General features: G+C 44.1%; 18 protein-coding genes. 7 read left to right on the top strand and 11 right to left on the bottom strand.

The features are described from left to right. The 6 genes from BUE31_RS30735 to BUE31_RS16715 form a co-directional block, all read right to left on the bottom strand. Positions 1-287: hypothetical protein (locus BUE31_RS30735; protein ID WP_143167149.1), on the bottom strand; the 287-nt coding region annotated here is incomplete at its 3' end. 389 nt (positions 288-676) lie between these two features. Then, on the bottom strand, positions 677-2,233 hold the full coding sequence (locus tag BUE31_RS16735) for an AAA family ATPase (protein WP_073404929.1): 1,557 nt from the start codon (positions 2,231-2,233) through the stop codon (positions 677-679). A gap of 815 nt (positions 2,234-3,048) precedes the next feature. Further along, positions 3,049-5,580: a TonB-dependent receptor gene (locus tag BUE31_RS16730; RefSeq protein WP_073404928.1), complete on the bottom strand. Its 2,532-nt coding sequence runs from the start codon at positions 5,578-5,580 to the stop codon at positions 3,049-3,051. 213 nt (positions 5,581-5,793) lie between these two features. Further along, positions 5,794-6,282, bottom strand: a complete 489-nt coding sequence (locus BUE31_RS16725) for a TlpA family protein disulfide reductase (RefSeq protein WP_159440706.1) — start codon at positions 6,280-6,282, stop codon at positions 5,794-5,796. A gap of 43 nt (positions 6,283-6,325) precedes the next feature. Then, positions 6,326-7,342 carry a Gfo/Idh/MocA family oxidoreductase gene (locus BUE31_RS16720; RefSeq protein WP_073404926.1) on the bottom strand — a complete coding sequence of 339 codons (1,017 nt, stop codon included), beginning with the start codon at positions 7,340-7,342 and terminating at the stop codon, positions 6,326-6,328. Between the two features lie 42 nt (positions 7,343-7,384). Beyond that, positions 7,385-9,808, bottom strand: coding sequence for a zinc-dependent metalloprotease (locus BUE31_RS16715; RefSeq protein WP_073404925.1), 2,424 nt, complete (start codon positions 9,806-9,808; stop codon positions 7,385-7,387). Positions 9,809-9,997: 189 nt separating this feature from the next. On the opposite strand from BUE31_RS16715, the gene BUE31_RS16710 reads away from it, so the two are divergent. Continuing rightward, positions 9,998-10,417, top strand: coding sequence for a response regulator (locus BUE31_RS16710; protein ID WP_073404924.1), 420 nt, complete (start codon positions 9,998-10,000; stop codon positions 10,415-10,417). On the opposite strand, the gene BUE31_RS16705 is transcribed toward BUE31_RS16710, so the two are convergent. Both BUE31_RS16705 and BUE31_RS16700 read right to left on the bottom strand, forming a co-directional pair. After that, the gene (locus BUE31_RS16705) at positions 10,414-11,184 is read right to left on the bottom strand and encodes an MBL fold metallo-hydrolase (protein WP_073404923.1); all 771 of its coding nucleotides are present in this window, start codon (positions 11,182-11,184) and stop codon (positions 10,414-10,416) included. The genes BUE31_RS16710 and BUE31_RS16705 overlap by 4 nt on opposite strands. 277 nt (positions 11,185-11,461) lie before the next feature. After that, a complete protein-coding gene (locus BUE31_RS16700; protein WP_234997846.1) occupies positions 11,462-12,169 on the bottom strand; it encodes a formylglycine-generating enzyme family protein in 708 nt (235 codons plus the stop codon). 100 nt (positions 12,170-12,269) lie between these two features. Here BUE31_RS16700 and recJ point away from each other — a divergent pair, with 100 nt between their 5' ends. From recJ to BUE31_RS16685, 3 genes are all read left to right on the top strand, one after another. Further along, positions 12,270-13,979 carry a single-stranded-DNA-specific exonuclease RecJ gene (gene recJ, locus BUE31_RS16695; protein WP_073404996.1) on the top strand — a complete coding sequence of 570 codons (1,710 nt, stop codon included), beginning with the start codon at positions 12,270-12,272 and terminating at the stop codon, positions 13,977-13,979. 168 nt (positions 13,980-14,147) lie between these two features. Then, entirely contained in the window at positions 14,148-14,912 is a 765-nt protein-coding gene (gene lptB / locus BUE31_RS16690; RefSeq protein ID WP_073404921.1) for an LPS export ABC transporter ATP-binding protein, read from the top strand. Positions 14,913-15,023: 111 nt separating this feature from the next. Then, positions 15,024-16,544: a GH3 auxin-responsive promoter family protein gene (locus BUE31_RS16685; RefSeq protein WP_073404920.1), complete on the top strand. Its 1,521-nt coding sequence runs from the start codon at positions 15,024-15,026 to the stop codon at positions 16,542-16,544. Positions 16,545-16,738: 194 nt separating this feature from the next. Here the strand turns inward: BUE31_RS16685 and BUE31_RS16680 are convergent, their stop codons facing one another. Continuing rightward, complete coding sequence (locus tag BUE31_RS16680) at positions 16,739-17,218, bottom strand: hypothetical protein (RefSeq protein ID WP_143167148.1); 480 nt, start codon at positions 17,216-17,218, stop codon at positions 16,739-16,741. Between the two features lie 154 nt (positions 17,219-17,372). Between BUE31_RS16680 and BUE31_RS16675 the strand changes: the two genes are divergently transcribed. Beyond that, positions 17,373-17,777 carry a hypothetical protein gene (locus tag BUE31_RS16675; protein WP_073404918.1) on the top strand — a complete coding sequence of 135 codons (405 nt, stop codon included), beginning with the start codon at positions 17,373-17,375 and terminating at the stop codon, positions 17,775-17,777. A 95-nt stretch (positions 17,778-17,872) separates the two neighbouring features. Beyond that, positions 17,873-18,814, top strand: coding sequence for a tetratricopeptide repeat protein (locus BUE31_RS16670; RefSeq protein ID WP_083620020.1), 942 nt, complete (start codon positions 17,873-17,875; stop codon positions 18,812-18,814). A 6-nt stretch (positions 18,815-18,820) separates the two neighbouring features. Here the strand turns inward: BUE31_RS16670 and BUE31_RS16665 are convergent, their stop codons facing one another. Together BUE31_RS16665 and folP are read right to left on the bottom strand one after the other, a co-directional pair. Next, complete coding sequence (locus BUE31_RS16665; protein WP_073404916.1) at positions 18,821-19,312, bottom strand: GNAT family N-acetyltransferase; 492 nt, start codon at positions 19,310-19,312, stop codon at positions 18,821-18,823. 9 nt (positions 19,313-19,321) lie between these two features. Next, positions 19,322-20,173: a dihydropteroate synthase gene (gene folP, locus BUE31_RS16660; RefSeq protein WP_073404915.1), complete on the bottom strand. Its 852-nt coding sequence runs from the start codon at positions 20,171-20,173 to the stop codon at positions 19,322-19,324. 89 nt (positions 20,174-20,262) lie between these two features. Here folP and BUE31_RS16655 point away from each other — a divergent pair, with 89 nt between their 5' ends. Further along, positions 20,263-21,426: a BT_3928 family protein gene (locus BUE31_RS16655; protein WP_073404914.1), complete on the top strand. Its 1,164-nt coding sequence runs from the start codon at positions 20,263-20,265 to the stop codon at positions 21,424-21,426. Positions 21,427-21,429: the final 3 nt, after the last annotated feature.

Genomic DNA, 21,429 nt, shown 5'->3' with positions numbered 1-21,429 from the left:
CCGAAAGTACCACCAGGTAATCCTGTTCCCGGTACTGACCCAACAATAAAGGACGCTTTTGCATTTGCGCCCGGGTCGTTGTTCACTACCGTTGAAATTGTGGGTCCGTTCGTGTTTTTCTGTACCTGCAGGAGTGATGATGCCGCAGGAGTAGCGGTTCCGATGCCAACATTAAAGCCAACGTATGCAGGAATTGGAATAATGCTGCTTCCGGATGTTGTCCACTGCGCGCTACAAGTTATTGTAAATGATAAAAACGTGATGATCGTGATTAAAAAGTGTTTCATGTTTATGTGTTTTGGAATTAGTGATCAGGTTATAATGAATAAATTTCAAGCATAGTGCTTCAGTCTGCAACATTACTATTGAGCAGAGGAAAGGATGTTTGCGAATGGCTGTAAAAGCAAATAAATGCGAGAGCTTTGTATTAAGCGGATATATTTCATGAATAAGATTTAAGCAGGCAACGGAGTACCCCTGAAAATTTGCGCAAGATTACGCATTTTATTTAAGTAACAATTGTAATACAAGGTTTTTTTGTGGTTCATTTGGGATTGGTCATTAGTCATTAGTCATTAGTCATTCGTCATTGGTCATTTGTTATTGGGGGGAATGGGGGCTTAGCGGGTGGGGTACGTTACCTGTGGCAAATTTTTAATTGATCTTACAATTCCCTCTATGTCCCCTCCGCCTTTGCAGCCTTTTTGCGGCGGCGTTCGTTGGCGCGTTCGTCGGCTTTCAGCAAGGCCAGTTCTTTTTGGTATTGTTTATACAATCCAAAGTTATTGCCGGTTATGTGCATGGAGGTGTCGGAACTGGGTGGGGGTGTAAGGGTGGGGGCGTTGGGCTGTGGAATAGGATCTTCAGGGCCTTTGCGCTCAGCATCCTCCATAATACACCCCTGGTTTGTCGGCACATGGACATTGTCAGGGCCTTTGCGCACGTCGTCCTTCGACAGGCTCAGGATGAGACCGGGCGCGCTTTTTCTTACCTGGACATCTGGGCGCTCATTTATTTTTTCATCCCTCATCTGCATATCCGCACATCCTGCCTCATCCGCACATCCTTCCAGTCGTTTGAGGGTGCGGAAAACGGTGGTGGGGGCGAGGCCGAGGTGGGCGGCGATCTGGCGGATGGTTTGGCCTTGTTGGTTTAGCTGGGCTATGCGGGTTTGGGTGTTTTTGCGGTATTGTTCGGTATAGGGGGTAAGGTGGTCGGTTTCGTAACCCTGGCTGCCGAACTGAAAGTGCAGGAAGTTGCCGGGTTTGGCTATGGCGCCGGTGCAGATGTTTGCGGCGCCATAGACCTCTGCATTGTTGCGCTGCTTGATCTGCTTGAGGTAACGCAGCCCGGGCGACTGCTGGCTTTCGCCGATGGCGAAGGCGCTGTCGGCAAAGTTGATGAGCATTTTGCTGCCCTGTAGGTCATTGCGCGACAGGGGTTTGGTGGTGTTGCGTTTTGGGGTATGCGCCAACACCAGGATAGAGATCTGGTACCTGAGCTTGATGTTTTGTAGGTACTGCATGAGGTTTTGTGCGCCGGCGGCCGACTGGGTGCCATAGCGCAGGCAGGTGATGTTATCAATAATAAGCACCTTTGCCTTATAGGCCAGCAGGGCGTTCTCGATCTCGTTATTTATAAATTCCTCGTAGGTTTTGAACCTGTTTTGCTTGTCGGAAAAAGGGTTGAGCGTGGCGCGGCAAAAGTTTTTGGTGAAGGGATGTTTGCCTTCGGCGGGGCTGCTGTAGCGGCGACGGAACTGCTGGTCGCTCAGCTCAAAGTCGAAATACAGCACGGGGACTGCGGGGGCATCCATTTGCAGGTGCCCTATGGACTGGCCGCGGCTGATGCTGTCGGCTATTTGTACGGCGAGGACGGATTTGCCCACGTTGGTATCGGCAAACAGGATGCAAAGCTCGTTTTGATGCCAGAATTCGCCGAACAGCATGGCGGATTCGGGGATCTCCCGGTCGTCATGCTGCCAGTCTTCGCCGGTGCGGATAATGAATGCGCCGTGGGGATCGTATTCATACTCATCATCGGGGAGGGCTTCGTCATTATCGTCGTCATCCAGGTATGCATCTTCTTCTTCTTCTTCTTCTTCCTCATTTGCAGCGGAAACTGGCATAAATTCGTCATCATTGACCAGGCTGGCGCGCGTATCGTTCCTGATGCTCTCGATTTCGCGGGGGCGTACAAATGGGGTAAAGGGGGGTGGGGTGGGTTTAGTCATTAGTCATTAGTCATTAGTCATTAGTCATTAGTCATTAGTCATTAGTCATTGAGGAATTGGGGAGGTGGTGGAGAATGGTGCTAATATCGGGATTGGGTTTGGGGAAAGTGCTGACAGTGTTTTGTCAGTATAGGGTTTAATAGTTCATTGCTGGGGGGATATTGAATTGCGCTGATTAAGGCTTCGAATTAGCTTTATTCATGAACTTAGACATCCTCCCGCTCAATTGCCGCGGGGGCTGTTACTTTTTTCTTGATAAAAAAGTAACCAAAAACTAAGCGTAGCGATCTCATGAACGCCTTAAAAAACAAACAACCGGTGAATAAATCAAGTCAGCAGAAATGCTTCTTTGCGCACGAGGCCTTTCACGCACCAATCCGAAAAACGGCATAGCCCTCTTGAGCGCCTTAAAAAAATAAACAAACCGCGAAAAAACCACGGGCTGGAATCTTTTTGCCGTGCTACCCTGTCCCGCGTAGACCTTGTATGCAAAAATTTCCTATGCCCCTTGCCTGCGCTTTAGGCCATCAGTTTTGACGGATTTTTGCCGAAGCTTATCTGCTGACGGGGAAGCTTTTTGGGTAACCATAGTTATTGTATTTTACTGCTTACTCAAAACTGCCAACTTTTTCCGCTGTTCCACTTGTTCCATGCTGTTTCAAAGCGGTTTTTTTGTTCCATTTGTTCCCGTTGTTAGCACAATGTGCCTGTGGAACATGCTTTTTGAGGTGTGGGCCGATGGGGTATTAAACAAAAAAAGACCCGCCGGGGCGGATCTTCTTGTACAGGGCGGATTAGAATATCATATGACCAACTTATCCTTTCGACTTCACAGGCGGTTGTGCGGTGCCGGTGCCTGGCTGTCCGCCGTTATCGTCGGGAGTGTTGTCCTGGTCTTGTTGTTGTTGGTTGTCCTTTTTGTCCTTGCGTTTTTGCGGGATACCGTTGTTGCCAAAGCGGTACGACAGGGTGAAGATGGCGGTACGGGTCGAGAATCGCCTTTCAGATACCTGGTTTGAGGCAAAATATGGCGTATTGATGTTGATGTCCGAACGGAACCTGCGGGTATTGAAGATGTCGCGCACGTTGCCGCTCAGGCTCAGTGTTTTGGTGAGGTCGTATTTAACACCACCGTCAACCCCGTACATTGCCCTCATCTTACCCTGCGGGATCACCTGCGGACCCTGGTAGTCGCCCCGGAGCTGGATACCCAGCTTTTTGAAGGGTTTCAGGTTGGCGGTTAAGTTGCCGTTCCATGCATAGCCTGATGTGGTGGTTAAACCAAGAGCAGGGTCGCCGTCAATATGGCGGTAATACACGTTCAGGTTGGCGGTAACGTCGATAGCTGCGCTGGGGCTAACCTTGGCAATCAGCTCGTACCCGGCGTTTGAGGCGCTCTTTATGTTCTCGAAAGTTGTTAGCGTAGTGTCAATATTGGTAGGGGTAAGCGGCGTGGTTATGCGCTGGATAGCACCGTTTGTGAGCCTGTAATACAGCGATGAGGTTAGCGTAAGGCTTTTCCAATAGTTGATATAGCTCAGCTCGAACGAGTGGGTATCCTCGGGGCGCAGGTCAGGGTTACCCTGCTGGTAGTTTAGCTTATCACTTTGGTCAATGAAAGGGGAGAGTTGCCTGTCGCGCGGGCGCGATACGCGGCGGCTGTAGCTCAACTGTAGTGTCTGATTTTCAGATAGTTTATCCGTTAAAAATATGCTTGGGTAAATGCGGAAATAGTCTTGCTTATGCGGCACGGTAACGCTGTCTATCAGCGATGTGCGGATGTGCGAATCTTCCAAACGCAAGCCAACCTGCAGGCCAAAATTGCCAAACTGGTGCTGGTAGTTGGTGTAGGCCGCATTTATGTTTTCCTTATAAATAAACCGGTTGCTCAGGAAGGGGTTATAATCAAAGCCGCCGCTGGTGTTGTTGAGGGTATCAACCACATAGTTGCCATCGCTATTGTTGATGTTGCTGCGTACACCGGCTTCCAGCTTGCCGTTGGCTAGCGGCAGGGTGTAATCTGCCTGGATGTTCCAGTTTTTTCCGGTGCCAATAGTCGTATTGTTCTGCTGGGTGCGGAGGTATGAGGGGGCGCTGTAATCGTAATACTCGCTAAACAGGTTGTCGAAATTGTTGTTCTTGTCTGTTCCGTAATTGATGTTTGCGGTAAGCTCTTCGCCCTTCTTTTTATATTTATGATCGAAATCTATATTGAAATCCAAATTGGTACCGCTGCCGGTTGAGCTATTGTTTTGGTTGATTCGCTGTAGCAGCGTGCCGTTTTTGGTGATCAGCGTAGCGCCGTTCTGAAAGCGGTCGCGATCTCGGATGTTGACATTGGTTGAGAAGCCCAGGGTGGTTTTGGGATCCAGATTGATATCGATGCCTCCCCGGATGTTTTGCCCGGTAAAGGTAAAGCTCTGATTTTGGGTTTGATTCTGGGTTTGATTAATGGTATCTGCAATAGCGGTTTTATCTGAAAAGCCATCGCCAATTCTTGTGCCTTTGCGATAGCTGTAATTGGCATAAACGTTCACCTTGCTGTTTTGGTAAGCAATGTTAAAGTTGCCGTTATAGGTGTTTTGCGTACCTACCGATGCCGATGCCGAGCCCGTAAAGCCCTTTTGCACGTTCTTTTTTAGCACGATATTGATTATCCCTGATTGTCCCTCCGCATCGTATTTTGACGATGGGTTAGTAATTACCTCAATAGTTTCGATGGAACTGGCAGGGATGGATTGCAGGATGTCGGCAATATTACCACCGGTTAAGGCCGATGGCTTGCCGTTTATTAAAACGCGCACGCTGGTTGATCCGCGCAGGCTAAGATTACCATCCACGTCAACCTGTACCGATGGCACATTGGCCAGCAGATCAGTGGCCGATCCACCCTGGCTAACCAGGCTTTGCTCCACATTAAAGGACTTTTTATCAATACCCAGCTGGATCTGGCTTTTCTGTGCAGTTACAGTTACTTCCTTTAGCAGGCCCTTACCCTGGCGCAGCTTTATATTGCCAAGGTCGATAGCGCGTTTATTTGGTGTTATGTTGATGCTGTCTTTGATGAAAGTTAAATAGCTTACATAGGTTGCGCGTAGCAAGTAGCGGCCATCGTCGACCCCGGTAAGGGAGAAATTGCCCTGCAGATCGGTCTGCATGTTTTTTACTACGTGATTATCTGATTTGCGTACAAGCGATACGGTAGCAAGCTCAAGCGGCTGGTTATTAGCCGCATCTACCAATTTGCCTGATATAGTACCACCAGCCGGGGTTTGCTGGGCATTAACGGTGATAAAAGAAAATATGCAAAGCGAAAAAAAGATTGTTTTTATTAATTTCGGATTCATGCCGCAAAAATCACCTTTTTACATTTTGTACGGCAATAATGCTTGTAACTTTGTTGATATTTATTGGTAATTTTTTGGTTACGGAGTGCTATTTTAAATTTAATCTCTGTAAACTCAATTCCTTCTCAGTGATTTTTGCAGTTAAAAATAAACCACAAAGGTCAATGAGAGGTACGCATAGAGCACAGGATTGAAAGGTTTTATTGTGATTCTCTATAGCTTTTTAGTTGCTGCTAAAATATCTTCAACTTTAGGGTCTTTATCAATATACTTAACCGGCTTCCCAATTTTATCATAGATAGCGATGTATGGGGTAGTAGCTACATGATAATATTGTTGCACTTTATAGGTGTACCCTTCGGTGCCAACTGTCCAGTTGGGGTATTTCTTCAGATCAAAATCACGGGCAAAAACCTGGATTGCTTTAATTTGCTGTACAAAAGTTATCATTATTACCTGCACGTTTTTAAGCTCTTTCATATGCGGCTTAAGCTCGAACATTAAATGCTGACAATGACTGCAATCCGGCGCAAAATAGATGATCATAGTAGCTTTATCCTTTTTAAGATTAGCCGGGGTTATATTTACGCTGTCGGAAGTTAATATTTTGTAAGGAGGGATAGCGGGCGGCGGGGTAAAGGTTTGTGCACTGCTACAGCTAACTGCTGCTATAAGGCATAAAAAAAATACTAATTTCTTCATTGTTTTTAATTGCAAATTATCAGGGGACATATATACGATATTTTTACTTTTCAAGCAATTCTAATTGCCAGGCAACATGCTCTTCCGTTACGGGGAATAACGCATTATTACGGATTGTATGATAAACGGCATCAAATAAACCATTATAATTTCCTTTTGGCGGCGATAGATACTCTATATTCTTTTGGTTGTCCAGCCCCATAATTACCAGTTTTCCGTCGCTGCCTTCGGGTTCAATGCCAAAGCCAGAATCGGTTGGCAGCATGCCGTTGTCAAGCTGGGCCTCCTGGGTATCGCAGCGCTCTTTTGCCAGACTGCCGAGTGTCCCGTAAACAGCAAAGCCGGGCAATACCTCTGCTAATAACAAGCCTGCAGTTAAGTATACATTCAGCTGGTTCGGGTATTTAAGGTGATAATTAAAATAATCCGCCACTTCTGATCCTTCGCGATAGATGCCTGTTGTTTTGGTAAAGCTCAATGGCTTGCCGAACAGGGCTATTATATTGTCAATCAGGTGCGGCCCGAGGTCATAAACCAAACCATTGGCAGCATTTTCTTTTTTCTCTTTAAATAATTTTGTGCCAAGCGCAGCCTTATACCTGTCGAAACGCATATGGACTTCTATCAGCTCACCAAGCCGCCCGCTCTCAATTACATCTTTTATCAGCATAAAGCCGCTATCATACCGGCGGTTTTGGTACAGCATCAGGTGCAGGTTCTTCTTATGTGCAAGGTCGAACATGATTTTCACTTCGGCGCTTGTTGCCGCTGCAGGTTTTTCGAGTAATACATGTTTACCGGCATTAAGGGCATGCAAGGTGAAATCAAAATGGGTGTTGTTGGGCGTATTAATAACCACCAGTTCAATTTCATCATCGGCCAGCAATTCATCAATTGAAGCATAGCTGATAACATTCGGGTAGCGGGCAGCAGCCTTTTTCTCGCTCCGCTCAACCACAGCCTTAAACTTAAACCCTGGATTGGTGGCTAAAAACGGCGCGTGAAAGATACGGCCCGACATTCCATAGGCCATAAGGCCTGTTATTATTGGTTTTGACATAATTCTTTAAATTAACTTAAATCCGAAATCGAACATCCGATATCAATTCTCTCCAATCGGGCTTCCATCTGGCATTGCAACCACGGCAGCCGGTTTAAACTGCGCCGGGTCTTTTTCAAACGTGCTGATCTGCGAAAGGCCGAAGATAAGGTTTGCCTTCGTATTGCCACTGGCTGAACTAACGCTGATGATCATCCATTTCTTCAATTCATCTATTTCCATCAGGGCAATCCCCCTCACACTTTCGGGTGCTTTCCCGTTAGCTGCCAGGACTAATAACTGTCTTAATGTTAAATTGTTTACCAGGCGTTGCAGTTCGCCTTTATAGCCTCCCTGTTGCGGGGTTTTCCACGTTAAAGCAATTAACTTATCAACTACAGCTATCAATCCCGGCTGGGTAACATCGCGCGAGTTATATTCAACCAGCCTTGCCGCACGCTCGGGCTGCAGCATAAATGATAAAGTAGTTGCGGCAGCAGATTCAGCAGCAGCCATCGGATCGAATGTAAGCCCTGTGCGCGATTTAAACAGCTCCCTTGTTCTTGGATAACCATCAGGCCTTGGCGGAATTTTTTCTATTAGTTTTTCAGGCAGCGCCAGCGCATTCGGGCTGATGGTTAACATTAGCGCATTAAAAGCTTTCCATTGTTCGGCAGGCGGGATAAAGCGGGTTGTTGGCTGACCATCGTTTTTAACGGCATAGGTATAATACAAACCGCCAAGCATTTTTGAGGCTGCTTCCACCTGGTAACGGTGCAGCAGGTAAATGGGCACCAGGGCCTCTTCAATAGTTGCCATAGGTGCGTCCTGCCTGATAGCTTTTTCAGAAAAGTTATCCAGCAAATGCTTGCGGATGTCCATCAGCCTGTTTAGTTCATCGGCTGCGTTTTTGCCATTGTCCCATAGATGGGCAAGGGGATGGGCGCTACCTTCGGGCCGGGCATCTTCGTCAGTAATAAATAGCTGCCCCTGTTTTAATGTTTCAGTTAAGATGCCTTTTAGGGCTTCATCCTCATTAGTGCCGGCAGGGAAATCCTGGTAACCATAAAGTATAGCGCGCTTGTCCCAGGTACCAATTTCAGTGGTGTAGGCATTTGACAGATCAATTGTGCCATCTGCGTTTAAGGTAAAAGCTGGCGGTGGATAATCCATTACCGATGCCCTGTTATTTGTACTGGCTGCAAAATTATGCTGCAGACCAAGCGTATGGCCAACCTCGTGTGCCGCAAGCTGATGCAGGCGGGCAATGGCCATCTTTAACATTTTATCGCTGGTAGGTTTGCCATCTTCGTAGGGTTGTAACAAGCCTTCGGCAATTAAAAAGTCCTGCCTGTCGCGCAATGATCCTAAAGATACCTGTCCTTTAATGATCTCCCCGGTGCGTGGATCATCAATAGATGCACCGTATGACCAGCCCCGGGTTGATCGGTGGATCCACTGAATGATATTATAACGGATGTCCATCGGGTCGGCATCCTCGGGTAATAATTTTACCTGGAAGGCATCTTTATACCCGGCTATTTCAAATGCCTGGTTCCACCATGCTGCACCTTCCATCAATGCAGTGCGTACAGGTTCGGGCGCACCACGGTCTACATAATAAACAATAGGTTTTACGGCTTCGCTCATTGCTGCTGTTGGATCCTTTTTTTGCAGGCGATGACGGGTAAGCAGGTGCTTAACAATCGGCTGGTCTATCGGCGTGGCATAATCCATGTAACTCATGTCATAAAAACCAGAACGGGGATCAAACTTGCGCACTTTATAATTATCATCAGGCAGTTTGATGAACGAGTGGTGCATCCTTACGGTAACTGAATTAGGATCAGGTGTTACGGAGCTTATTTCACTGCCTTTACCTTTTCCGTCTATTGTTATGGTAGCCTCAAATTCAGAGTTCTCAGGAAATCCTTTTGTATTGGGCAAATAAATGGCTGAGCGGGATTCATCTAAATTAAAATTTCCCTGGTCGCTGCCGCCTAAGCGGTCGGCAAGATGATGACTATCGCGCAGCAAAAAGGGTGTAAAATCTATCAATATTTTGTCTCCATCCTGTGCCTCGGCTTTAAACCCCCATATAACCGATTGCGCAAATGCCTCTTCAACCGATTTTCTTTCATCGGCATTATTGCTAACTGCCCTGTAAGCATAATTGGGTTGAATTAGCAGGACCTTTGGCCCGCTTTTAATAAATTTAACTATCCGGCTCTCGCCAATTTGTCCGCGATCTAAACCTAAATCGTTTGACCCTACGCCGGCGGGGAGGGAGTTAACATACAAAAATTCGGTATTAAGCTTATCTATTTCCAGTAAGACCCGGCCGGTATTTTCATCCCAGTAAAAATTAAAATAACCGGTGTATTTAGTTAATCCTTTTGTCTTCGATTCAAAGTCGCCGGGCTTTTGCGCTTTTGCAATTGTTAATAAATTAATTGATAATATAACAAGCAGGTAAATTTTTTTCATTATAAGCTTTTGGAATGTTCAGCCTAAAATATTAATTTTAATCAATATTACCCAATAATCTACCGGATTGAGCAATCGATTATAATATCTATCGTTAAACTATTAACTATAAATCTATTTAATTTTTCTCAAAAGGAATATAACCTTTTAAATTTTTGTTGCGTATAAAGCATATCATAATTTATCCATATGGAGTTTAATAGCAGATCCGTTAGTATTTTACTTGTTGATGATGACGAAATAAACAACTTCATCTCCATCAAGCTAATAAAGAAAGCGCTTATGAATACCGAGATCATGGCCTGCCTTAACGGGAAATATGCTATTGATCAGTTGGTTGAGATCCAGAAAGCAAATCCGGAAAAATTACCTGATTATATTTTGCTGGATATAAATATGCCTATTATGAATGGGTGGGAGTTTTTAGATGAGTTTAAACGCTTAAATATTGATCCGGCAGGCAAATGCAAAATTTATATCATTTCATCATCTGTGTTTAGTAATGATATTAATAAGGCGCGCTCATACCCCCTTGTAAAAGATTTTATTTCGAAGCCACTGAACGTTGAAAAAATAGTTGAACTTTTTAAAGTTGAAGATACTGCTTAAGCGGGCATTACCCTAAAATGATCTTCGTTATAAATAACCTTCCCCACACATAACGATTTTGCATGGTAAAATAAACAAGTCCAACCTTCTGCTGCCGCTATTTTGCCATAATCTTCCCTAAGCTGCATCGCTTTACGGCCATCATAATCATACTTCGCTATAAACTTTCTGATCAATTGCTCCGGTTCGGGTAGTTCATCGCCTCCAAAAAAGCATTTGTCGCCTTCACTTTCAATCCATATTACCATATGGTAAGGGGCATGCCCGCCTGATAGTTCATACCTGATTCCTGGTTTAAACGTTCCGCTGCCCTCAACAAGGGTTAGGTTGACATTGCCTTGTAATGCCTCGAAAATTTCTTTATGATAAGATGATGAAGCGCCTGACAGCCCGGTTTCCCATTCCTGTTTCTGAATAACATGCTGCGCTTTCGGAAAGCTGGGTAGCAGTTTGCCGTTCCGCTCAACTACCAGCCCGCCAGAGTGGTCATAATGCAGGTGCGACATAATTACAAGGCTTACCTCATCCGGATCAAAACCGGCATTACGAATATGCTGATGAACAAAAAGCTCATCACGGGTGTCTTTATAGCCGAGGCCTGTATCCAGAAGAATAAGATCGGTATCGGTTTGCACTAAAAAGGGGTTAACGTGGATAAATAAAGACGCTGGCCTGTCCTTCGGGCTATCCGTTTCGGGATTAAAAGGGATAAACTTTTTGGTTGCATCAACAGAGTAAGAGCCCTCGCTTAATGTGAATATTTTCATTTTGTGTTTTTTATAATACTATAAGGTTTTAAACCTTGAATGTTCTAAATGTCTTTTAGGACTGATGTTTATTATCGTATTCGCGTTCCATCTTCGCAATACTTCTCCCTTTCAGGGCCTTGAGATTGTAATAGAACTTCAAAATTCCCTGACCCTGAAAGGGCCTAATATGCCAGCGCAGGGTAACGCCCTGCGTGTAAAGAATAATTTCAAAATACCATTGTTTTAAACCCACCTGCACGCCCGTTCATACGTCCACATTTGAACGATTGCTTTTTTATTTGTCCTTCAAATTTCTTGCTACCCGAAATCCAAGGTCATCAATTTTAAATGATGATGGATGGCTGCGTCTGCGGTTAGTAGCCAGGCAACCTCTTACTTCATCACACCAGCCACCGCCCCGGAATATCCGGTAGGAACCATAAACAGTTTCATCATAAATATCCGAGCACCACTCCCAAACATTACCCAGCATATCATACAATCCCCATGAATTAGGCGTCTTCATTGCTACATCATGTGTCATTCCTTCTGAATTGTCCTTGTACCAGGCAATGGTATCAATCTCCCCATACCTGCTTCCTGTTGTACCGGCTTTACAGGCATATTCCCATTCAGCTTCAGTGGGAAGCCGGTAACCGTTGGCTTTTGGGTCAAATGTTATTTCTGTGCTATCAGCGCTCAAATAATAACAAGGTTGTAATCCCGCTTTTTCAGAGAATAAATTACAAAATATCACCGCGTCTTTCCATGATACCGTTTCCACCGGCTTTTTATCACCTTTAAATGAAGCGGGAGATTCTTTTGTGATTTCAAAATATAGCTCCTGGGTAACAGGAAACCGGGCAAGCAAAAATGGTTCTATTTCAACGCTCCAGTTATGTTTTATTCTATCATCTCTCAACTCAATTTTTCCGCCCGGTATTTCTACCATTTGATCATTTATTGTTGAAATATCCGGCATGTTAAAATTGTCCTGGTTCAAAATTCGCTGTTTGTTATTTTTATTAAGAATTTTCCTAATCTCTAACCGCCAACCTCTGATCACTAATCCCTATCTTTACCTTTTTTTAAGCTACAAAGATATGAATAAACGGTGGGCAGTACGCGATAATGCTGACGATGAAGAAGTACGAAATTTAGCTGCCGCATTAAGTATTGATCCTGTTTTAAGTACCTTGCTGATACACAGGGGTATTAAAAGCTACGATGAAGCCCGCCTGTTTTTCAGGCCCGATAACCGGCACCTGCACGATCCCTTCCTGATGGCCGGTATGGAGCAGGCCATATTGCGGATTGAAGCTGCTATGGCTGCCGGTGAAAAGATCTTGATCTATGGTGATTATGATGTTGACGGTACTACCGCAGTATCTTTAGTATACAGTTTTTTCAGAAAATATTACGATAAGCTGGAATACTATATTCCCGATCGTTACCTGGAAGGGTATGGCATCTCAACAAAAGGTATTGACTACGCCGCCGAACATGATTTTAAGCTGATAATAGCGCTTGATTGCGGTATTAAATCGGTAGATAAAATTGCATATGCCAATACAAAGGGTGTCGACTTTATTATTTGCGATCATCACCTGCCGGGCGATGAATTGCCTGCCGCCGCTGCCATCCTCGACCCAAAACAACTGCATTGCAATTATCCATATAAAGAACTATCGGGCTGCGGCATTGGGTTTAAGCTGATCCAGGCTTATGCCGAAAAAAACGACATCCCGTTTAGCGAGGTTGATTGCTATCTTGATTTGGTGGCCATTAGCATAGCCTGTGATATTGTACACATAACCGGCGAAAACCGGGTGTTGGCCCACATGGGCCTGCAAAAAATAAATAATAACCCTTGTATGGGCGTTAAAACCCTGATGGAGGTTGCCGGTAGGGGGAACTATTACACCATATCTGATGTGGTGTTTTTACTCGGCCCGAGGATAAATGCCGCCGGACGAATTGATGATGCCAAACACGCGGTTGAATTGCTGATTGCAAGTGAGGGAAATATTGCCAAAGAAAAAAGCGAGCTTATCAATGTAAGAAATACGGAACGCAAAGGGCATGATTTATCAATAACCGATGAAGCACTGGGGATGATTGACAGGGATGAAATGCTCATTAGTAAAAAATCAACTGTTTTGTTTAATGAAAACTGGCACAAGGGCGTTATTGGCATTGTGGCATCACGCCTTACAGAAAAATATTACCGCCCAACCATTGTGCTTACCCGCTCAAACGGACATGTGGCAGGCTCGGCACGTTCTGTTTTGGGATACGATCTGTACGAGGCGCTCTGTGGTTGCAGCGACCTGCTGATCCAGTTTGGTGGCCATAAATACGCGGCGGGGCTAACTATGCTCCCCGAGAATGTGGAAGCCTTTGTAGCCAGGTTTGAGGAAGTGGTAAGCGCTACTATAAAACCCGAACAATTGATCCAGCAGATACAGATTGACGCAGAATTACGTTTAAGCCAGGTAGAACCAAAGTTTTTCAGGATCCTGAACCAGTTTGCGCCCTTCGGGCCGGAGAACATGGCGCCGGTATTCATAAGTAAAAATGTGTATGTTAGCGGTTATGCAGGTTTAGTGGGTAGCAATCATATAAAAATGACGGTAATGCAGGACGATTCAGCTATTTTTGATTGCATTGCATTTAACCAAGGCGAATATTTGCCCCAGCTGCTAAAAGACATGCCTTTTGATATGTGCTATACCATTGAAGAAAATGTTTGGAAAGAACGAAGAACGATCCAGTTAAATGTGAAAGGGATAAGGTTTGGGGGAAGTTTATAGTAAAAAAGTCCATAGACAATGGTCGATAGTCCATAGTGAGGGAAAATAGAAGTTTAATATCCGCCTGAAAAGATCATGTAATCCTTTAATCAAGTAAATCATGGTTCAAAAACAATCATGGTTCAAAAACATCAGTGTAATCATAAAAATCAGCTATAATCAGCGATAATGAATCTAAGAGCAGAAAATATATTAAAAAAATACAAGCAGCGAACTGTTGTAAATGATGTGAGCTTTAACGTTTCACAGGGCGAAATTGTAGGCTTGCTGGGGCCTAACGGCGCCGGTAAAACTACATCGTTTTACATGATCGTAGGCTTGATAAAACCTAATGAGGGCAGGATCTTTTTAGATGATGAAGATATAACCGGCGACCCAATGTACCGTCGTGCGCAAAAAGGCATAGGTTACCTTGCCCAGGAGGCATCTATATTCAGAAAGCTTTCTGTCGAGGATAATATAAAGGCCGTTTTAGAAATGGGCACCATGCCCAAAGATCGCCAAAAAGATAAGCTGGAAGAACTGATAGATGAGTTTAGCCTGCATAAAGTGCGCAGAAACCGTGGCGACCTGCTATCAGGCGGCGAGCGCAGGCGTACGGAAATTGCCCGGGCACTGGCTGCCGAGCCCAATTTTATTTTGCTTGATGAACCTTTTGCAGGCGTTGACCCTATTGCGGTAGAAGAGATCCAGGCAATGGTGGCTAAATTAAAAACCCGCAATATCGGCATCCTGATAACCGACCACAATGTGCAGGAAACACTTTCCATTACCGATAGGGCCTACCTGCTTTTTGAGGGTAAGCTATTAGAATCAGGTGTGCCCGAAGTACTGGCAGCTAACGAGATGGTGCGCAAGGTTTACCTGGGTGCAAATTTTGTATTGAAAAGAAAAGTATTCAATTTTGATGTGAATAAGGTGAGTAGTGAGTAGGGAATGGTGAGTAGGGAACTTCAATAGTTGAAATCTTATAATATTGAATAGATAATACCATATAGATATTTCATTAACCATTCACCACTCTCAATTCACCACTCACCAAACATGACCATTTTTAACTCTGTTTTTACCTGGTTCATGAAAAAGCGGATCCACCAGATCGAGCTTTTTATGAAATACCCGAATGAAGTACAGGAGGAGTGGTTTGAGCAATTGATCTCAGGGGCCGAGAATACCGAATGGGGGCGCAAGTATGATTATAAAAGCATCATCCACCTGGCCCAGTTTAAAGAACGGGTACCCATTCAAACCTACGATACGCTAAAGCCATACATTGAGCGGATGTTAAAGGGCGAGCAAAATGTGCTCTGGCCTTCAGAGATCCGCTGGTTTGCTAAATCATCCGGCACTACAAGCGACCGAAGTAAGTTTATCCCTGTAAGCGAAGAATCGCTGGAAGAGTGCCACTTTAAAGGCGGTAAAGACCTGCTAACCATTTACTTTAATAACAACCCTAATGCCCGGATGTTTACTGGTAAAATCCTTACGCTTGGCGGCAGCTACCAGGTGAGCCAGTTAAGCGCCGATACTTCCTTTGGCGATCTTTCGGCGGTGCTGATGAAAAATCTACCCCTGTGGGCCGAATTGCACCGTACCCCGCATATGGACATTGCCCTGCTGGAGAATTTTGAAGAAAAGATAGAGAAAATGGCCTATGCCACCAAGGATGTAAACGTAACCAGCCTGAGCGGTGTGCCTACCTGGAATATTCTTTTATTTAAGCGGATATTGGAGATAACCGGTAAAAAGAACCTGCTGGAAGTGTGGCCCAACCTGGAGCTTTATTTTCATGGAGCAGTAAATTTTGCGCCTTACCGCGAGCAGTTTAAAAAGCTGATCCCCAAGGATGACATGTACTACCTGGAGAACTACAACGCATCTGAAGGCTTCTTTGGCATCCAGGATACCCGCGAACCCGGCGAAATGCTGCTGATGCTTGACTATGGTATCTTTTACGAGTTTTTACCATTAGAGCACCTGCATGATGAAAACCCGGAAACACTCACATTGGATGAAGTTGTACTGGATAAAAATTATGCGCTCATCATCAGCACCAATGCAGGCCTTTGGCGGTATATGATAGGTGATACTATAAAATTTACTTCGCTTTCGCCGTTCCGCATCCAGATCACCGGGCGTACCAAACATTTTATAAATGCCTTTGGCGAAGAATTGATAATAGATAATGCCGAACGCGCGCTGGAAGAAGCTTGTCAGCAAACCGGCGCCATTATCCGCGACTATACCGCAGCGCCCATATATTTTAATGGCGATGAGTGCGGCGCCCACGAGTGGATAATAGAGTTCGAGAAAAAACCCGCTGAGTTTGACCGCTTTGTTGACCTGCTTGATGAAACCCTGCGCCGCATAAATTCTGATTACGATGCCAAGCGTTTCAAGGACCTCGCCCTGCGCCGCCCATTCGTGCGCAAAGCCCCCAAAGGAACCTTCTTTAACTGGATGAAGGAAAAAGGCAAATTAGGCGGTCAGCATAAAGTACCGCGCCTGGCCAACAACCGGGAATATATCGATGAGATCTTGAAGGTGATGGAGTTGGTGGGATAGGGATTGGTTGAAGAGGTTGCAATTGTTGACGTTGTTGTAAAGGTTTTATCGGTGCGTACGCATTAAAAATACATTGTTTATTTGCGATGGTTTATATTCACTCCGTTAGGAGTATCCTGTTTATAGAAAACCTAAGCTCTATCCGCGGGCTCCACAGGAGCCCCCTTATATTTATATAATTGTCGAATCTATTTCTACTCTCCCTTTATCCTCGCAATAGCCATTTTCCACTTATCCCTGTTGTTAACAACAAATTTTTCTGTGCTACCGGTTGTGGTTTGTATCTCCATGCCATTAGGGATAATACCCAATACATTATAAAGCTTTACTTCCTTAATCATGTTTAAATCAATTTTAAATTCATGATTTTGAGCATTAAATCTGTGAGACTTAAAATGAATTTTATCATTAAGCAAATACAGTTTACCGCCAACGCCTTCGTTATTTAAAAAATGATTTGCCGGGCCTGCAAGTATTATTGAATCATCCCCATCAATTTGCGTTTGTTCTTTTACAACTTTGGAGTTTACAAAAAAGTAGATGCCGGCCCAAAAAAGTAATCCTGCAGCAATCATAGCCGTTAACCCAATTAATAAACCATATTTAATTATAAAAAGCATCGCTACAAAAGCCCCAAAAAAGCAAGCGGAAATGATTGGATTTTTCTTTTTCATAATGTTTGTGTATAATATCTGTTGCTTCCCGTAAATAAAATCATTTTTTATCCCGTATCCAAATCATTTAAAATGTGATGGTTTTGATTGTAATATTTATAACTTCCTGTAGCGTTGTTTGTTATCTCCCCGTATTGGCTGTAAATAAACCGTTATGAAAGTATTTTTATTTATCATTTGTGTTTCGGCAGCTATTGCCGGCTGTAAAAAAGGTGACCTTGGGCCATCGGGCGAATCGGGTTTGGTTGGCACCTGGGAGCTAAGGCATTATTCGGGAACTATTGCAGGGGTTTCAAAGGACTTTCCCGCCGGTAACGGTAAGCTGATCCAGCTAAATGCGGACAGCACCTTTAAAAGATTTACCGATTTTAAACAAGATAACCAGGGCAGCTTTAAAGTAGTTAAAAAGGGCGTTGATTGGGGCGGAGTAAAATATGATGCCATGTATTTTAACGGAAATGGGGACCCGAATTTCATAGTACTTAAAGCAGACTCGCTGACCATTGGAAATACTTATCCGGATGGGGTAACTTCACTTTATGTAAGGCAAAAAAAATAGCCGGTTACCGGCACCCCGAAAATGCCCCTTTTAGGGTGATAAATAAAAGCATTGTGCCGGCTATATTTGATTGAACCCAATCCCCTGCCGGCACAATGAAAAAACCACATAGATTTTCTGCCCTCATCTTCCTTTGCTTCTTGCTGCTTTTTATTTGTTCAAACAGCAATGCACAAAACAAAGCGGCTGGTATGCTGCAAACGGCAGATTCATTATTCGCCTTAAAAAACTGGAAGGCTGCAAAGCCACTGTATGAAAGTTATCTGAAAGATACTTCAGCGAACTGCATTGGCTGGAACCGCCTGGGCTATTGTAACCAAAACCTTGGTTTGTATAACGAGGCATTAAAAAACTACCAAACAGTACTTGCCAATAAGCCTTCACCACCTGTAAGGGGTTCTGCTTCGATCCGAATGGCCCGCATTTATTCGCTCCAAAATAAAACTGCCGATGCCGCCGACCGGCTTGTTCAAGCTGCAGCTACCGGGTATAATTTACTGCCTGATATTGATACTGTTGCCGATTTTAAGAACGTAAGGCTCGCAGCAAACTATAACGATATTAAAAAACGGGTTTATGAAGCGGTGTACCCCTGCACTGCCGAACCACGTACACACGACTTTGATTTTTGGATTGGAGAGTGGACTGTTTACAAAACCGGCACCAACTACCAGGTTGGCTATAGCAGCGTACAAAGCATAGCCGGCAGTTGTGCCATATTAGAAAACTGGACCTCCACAGGCTCAAACTCCGGTAAAAGCTTTAATTATTATGACCCAACCGCAGGCAAATGGGAACAGGATTGGCTGGGATCAGGAGGTCCTGCAGACAGGCAACGCTTTTATAACGGCGAATATAAAAACGGCGCCATGAGTTTTACCTCTGAATCTACAAACCCCAAGGGGGATAAAGTAAAAGGTAATTTCAGGTTTTATAATATTGATAAAGATACCGTGCGGCAATACTTCGAAACATCAACCGATGACGGCAAAACCTTTACGCCATCTTATGATTTTACTTATATAAGGAAAAAGTAATGGAATTCACACTGAAATTTTATTGCGCAGGGCATTAACGTCATCCCAACAGATCCAGTGCTGATTCAAATACTGGCCGCCATGTTTTAGATAAAACTGCTGGTAGGGGTTATCAGCCGCAATGCCGACGCAAACGCTTTTGGCATTTTGAGTAATAAGCCAGTTTGAAAAACTTTCGAGCAATTTGCTTCCGGTTCCTTTACGCTGTTGCTGTTTAAGTACATAAAACGACTCGATCTCGGCATCTTTTTCATACCTGCTGGTAAGATGACCGGCTATGTAGCCAATTATATCATCATCAATTACAGCTTTAAACACTATTCTTTCAGGTTTTGCACTTGCAGGAGATTGCCTGTTAAAATAAGTGTTCCACCGGTAAAGGCGGGTATCGTAATCAATAGCAACTGTTTCATTATTATCAAATGATTCCAGCTTGCTTTCAATCTCTACTTTGGTAAGTTCTTCAATATCGATTATAGTAGCTATGAGGATCTCCATCTTTATAGTTTATTGGCACATCTCCAAAATCTTCACCGCCTCAACTGCTTCCTTAACATCATGAACCCGTAATATATTTGCGCCTTTTGTTAAAGAAATGGTGTTTAATGCAGTTGTGCCATTTAAAGCATCGGATGCATCAATCCCCAGTTCACTATAGATCATTTTTTTGCGGGAGATGCCAACCAATACGGGTAAACCAAGCATGTTAAAATCCTGTAACCGTTTCATCAACGCATAGCCGTGCTCCGGCTTTTTTGCAAAGCCAAACCCCGGGTCAATAATTACATCGTGCACCCCAAGTTGTTTTAACTGATAGTATTTCTCAGCAAAATAATCATACACCTCGGCAAATACATCGTCATAAACAGCCAGTTGGTTCATGGTTTTAGGGTTGCCTTTCATGTGCATCAAAATATAGGGTACCTGTAAACGAGCCACCGTTGCAAACATATCCGCATCCAGTTGCCCACCGCTGATATCGTTTATAATGTGCGCTCCGGCTTCAACGGCAGCCTCGGCAACCTGTGCGCGAAAGGTATCTATCGATAAAACAGCATCCGGATACCGGTTTACAATGGCTTCAACAACGGGCAGCAGGCGGTCGGTTTCTTCCTGTACAGAAATATCATCAGCTCCCGGGCGTGAGGAATAAGCGCCAAGATCCAAAAAGTCGGCGCCCTCGGTCAGCATTTTTTCAGCTTGCAGCAGGGCCGCGTCAGTCCCCGGTCTCCGGCTCCCGGCGTAAAAAGAATCGGGAGTAAGGTTAATAATCCCCATTACTTTTGGCTTGCTTAAATCAATAAGTTTACCCCCTGCATTTACCGTTACCTTTTTATGAAAAAATGTATCTTTAGCCATTCCAAAAGTTGAAAACGTTGTAAAAGTTATGAAGGGTTAAAATTGGTTAACCTTTTCAACAACTACAACTTTTACAACATTTATAACAAATGAAAGACAACAAATCTACATCACCATTAGTATGGGTAGCCCGCATCCTGGTTGGCCTGCTTTTTATATTTTCGGGACTAATAAAAATTAATGACCCGCTTGGCTTTTCTTACAAGCTGGAAGAATATTTCGAGGTTTTCCATATCACTTTTTTAAACAGCCTGACGCTTAGCTTGTCAATAATCCTGTGCTCGCTCGAAATTATTTTAGGTTTTGCGTTGCTGATTGGCGTACGCGCCAAATCCGTTGCCTGGGGCTTGCTGCTGCTGATCATTTTCTTTGCCTTTTTAACCTTTTATTCGGCTTACTTCGAGGTAGTGCAAACTTGCGGCTGCTTTGGCGATGCTATCCCCTTAACCCCGTGGCAATCATTTAGTAAAGATTTGGTTTTATTGTTATTGATAATCGTACTGTTTAGTAATCGGAAAAATATCCAGCCTTTATTTACCCCTAAAACAGGCGATAACTTATTAATAGCAATTACAGTAATATCAATAGGCTTTGGTTTGTATACTTATAACTTTTCGCCGGTAATTGATTTTCTGCCCTATAAAATTGGCGCAAACATTCCTGCTGAAATGGTAACCCCACCGGGTGCAAAACCCGATGAGTATGAGCTTACCTATAACCTGAAAAATAAAAAGACGGGCGAAAAAAAGGTAATGACCAATACTGATTATTTGAAAACCAATATTTGGAAAGACAATAACTGGGAGGTTGTTGGTCAGCCGGAAAGTAAATTGGTGAAAAAGGGTTTTACGCCCAAGATCCGTGATCTTGCCATCCAGGATGCGCAGGGAAATGATTACACCAAAGAGCTGTTATCAAACCCCTATAACAACCTGGTTATTGTAGCTTACGACTTGAATAAAACTGATGATGAAGCCATTGGCCGCTTAAATGCGATGGCGGTAAATCTTGCGCAAAACTTTAACACCCGCACGGTAATGCTTACCTCAAACTCGCACCAGTTTACCGAGGCCTATAGCAAGCAACACCATTTAATGTTCGAGATCTTTTATGCCGATGGGGTGCCGTTAAAAACCATGGTACGTGCTAACCCAGGGATCCTGTTACTGAAGAACGGAACGGTTGTAAACAAATGGCATTACCATTCAATGCCAAAATATGACGACCTGGTGAAAAAATATTTTCAGGAATAAAAC

It is taken from the genome of Mucilaginibacter sp. OK098 (assembly GCF_900142915.1).
Taxonomy (GTDB): domain Bacteria; phylum Bacteroidota; class Bacteroidia; order Sphingobacteriales; family Sphingobacteriaceae; genus Mucilaginibacter.
Note: the sequence above shows the minus strand (reverse complement) of the source record. Positions and strands in the feature narration are given on the sequence as shown.

Excerpts from the sequence above, each read along its gene's own strand:
- BUE31_RS16735 (WP_073404929.1), bottom strand. The coding sequence starts at position 2,233 with ATGACTAAACCCACCCCACCCCCCTTTACCCCATTTGTACGCCCCCGC.
- BUE31_RS16730 (WP_073404928.1), bottom strand. The coding sequence starts at position 5,580 with ATGAATCCGAAATTAATAAAAACAATCTTTTTTTCGCTTTGCATATTT.
- BUE31_RS16725 (WP_159440706.1), bottom strand. The coding sequence starts at position 6,282 with ATGAAGAAATTAGTATTTTTTTTATGCCTTATAGCAGCAGTTAGCTGT.
- BUE31_RS16720 (WP_073404926.1), bottom strand. The coding sequence starts at position 7,342 with ATGTCAAAACCAATAATAACAGGCCTTATGGCCTATGGAATGTCGGGC.
- BUE31_RS16715 (WP_073404925.1), bottom strand. The coding sequence starts at position 9,808 with ATGAAAAAAATTTACCTGCTTGTTATATTATCAATTAATTTATTAACA.
- BUE31_RS16710 (WP_073404924.1), top strand. The coding sequence starts at position 9,998 with ATGGAGTTTAATAGCAGATCCGTTAGTATTTTACTTGTTGATGATGAC.
- BUE31_RS16705 (WP_073404923.1), bottom strand. The coding sequence starts at position 11,184 with ATGAAAATATTCACATTAAGCGAGGGCTCTTACTCTGTTGATGCAACC.
- recJ (WP_073404996.1), top strand. The coding sequence starts at position 12,270 with ATGAATAAACGGTGGGCAGTACGCGATAATGCTGACGATGAAGAAGTA.
- lptB (WP_073404921.1), top strand. The coding sequence starts at position 14,148 with ATGAATCTAAGAGCAGAAAATATATTAAAAAAATACAAGCAGCGAACT.
- BUE31_RS16685 (WP_073404920.1), top strand. The coding sequence starts at position 15,024 with ATGACCATTTTTAACTCTGTTTTTACCTGGTTCATGAAAAAGCGGATC.
- BUE31_RS16680 (WP_143167148.1), bottom strand. The coding sequence starts at position 17,218 with ATGAAAAAGAAAAATCCAATCATTTCCGCTTGCTTTTTTGGGGCTTTT.
- BUE31_RS16675 (WP_073404918.1), top strand. The coding sequence starts at position 17,373 with ATGAAAGTATTTTTATTTATCATTTGTGTTTCGGCAGCTATTGCCGGC.
- BUE31_RS16670 (WP_083620020.1), top strand. The coding sequence starts at position 17,873 with ATGAAAAAACCACATAGATTTTCTGCCCTCATCTTCCTTTGCTTCTTG.
- BUE31_RS16665 (WP_073404916.1), bottom strand. The coding sequence starts at position 19,312 with ATGGAGATCCTCATAGCTACTATAATCGATATTGAAGAACTTACCAAA.
- folP (WP_073404915.1), bottom strand. The coding sequence starts at position 20,173 with ATGGCTAAAGATACATTTTTTCATAAAAAGGTAACGGTAAATGCAGGG.
- BUE31_RS16655 (WP_073404914.1), top strand. The coding sequence starts at position 20,263 with ATGAAAGACAACAAATCTACATCACCATTAGTATGGGTAGCCCGCATC.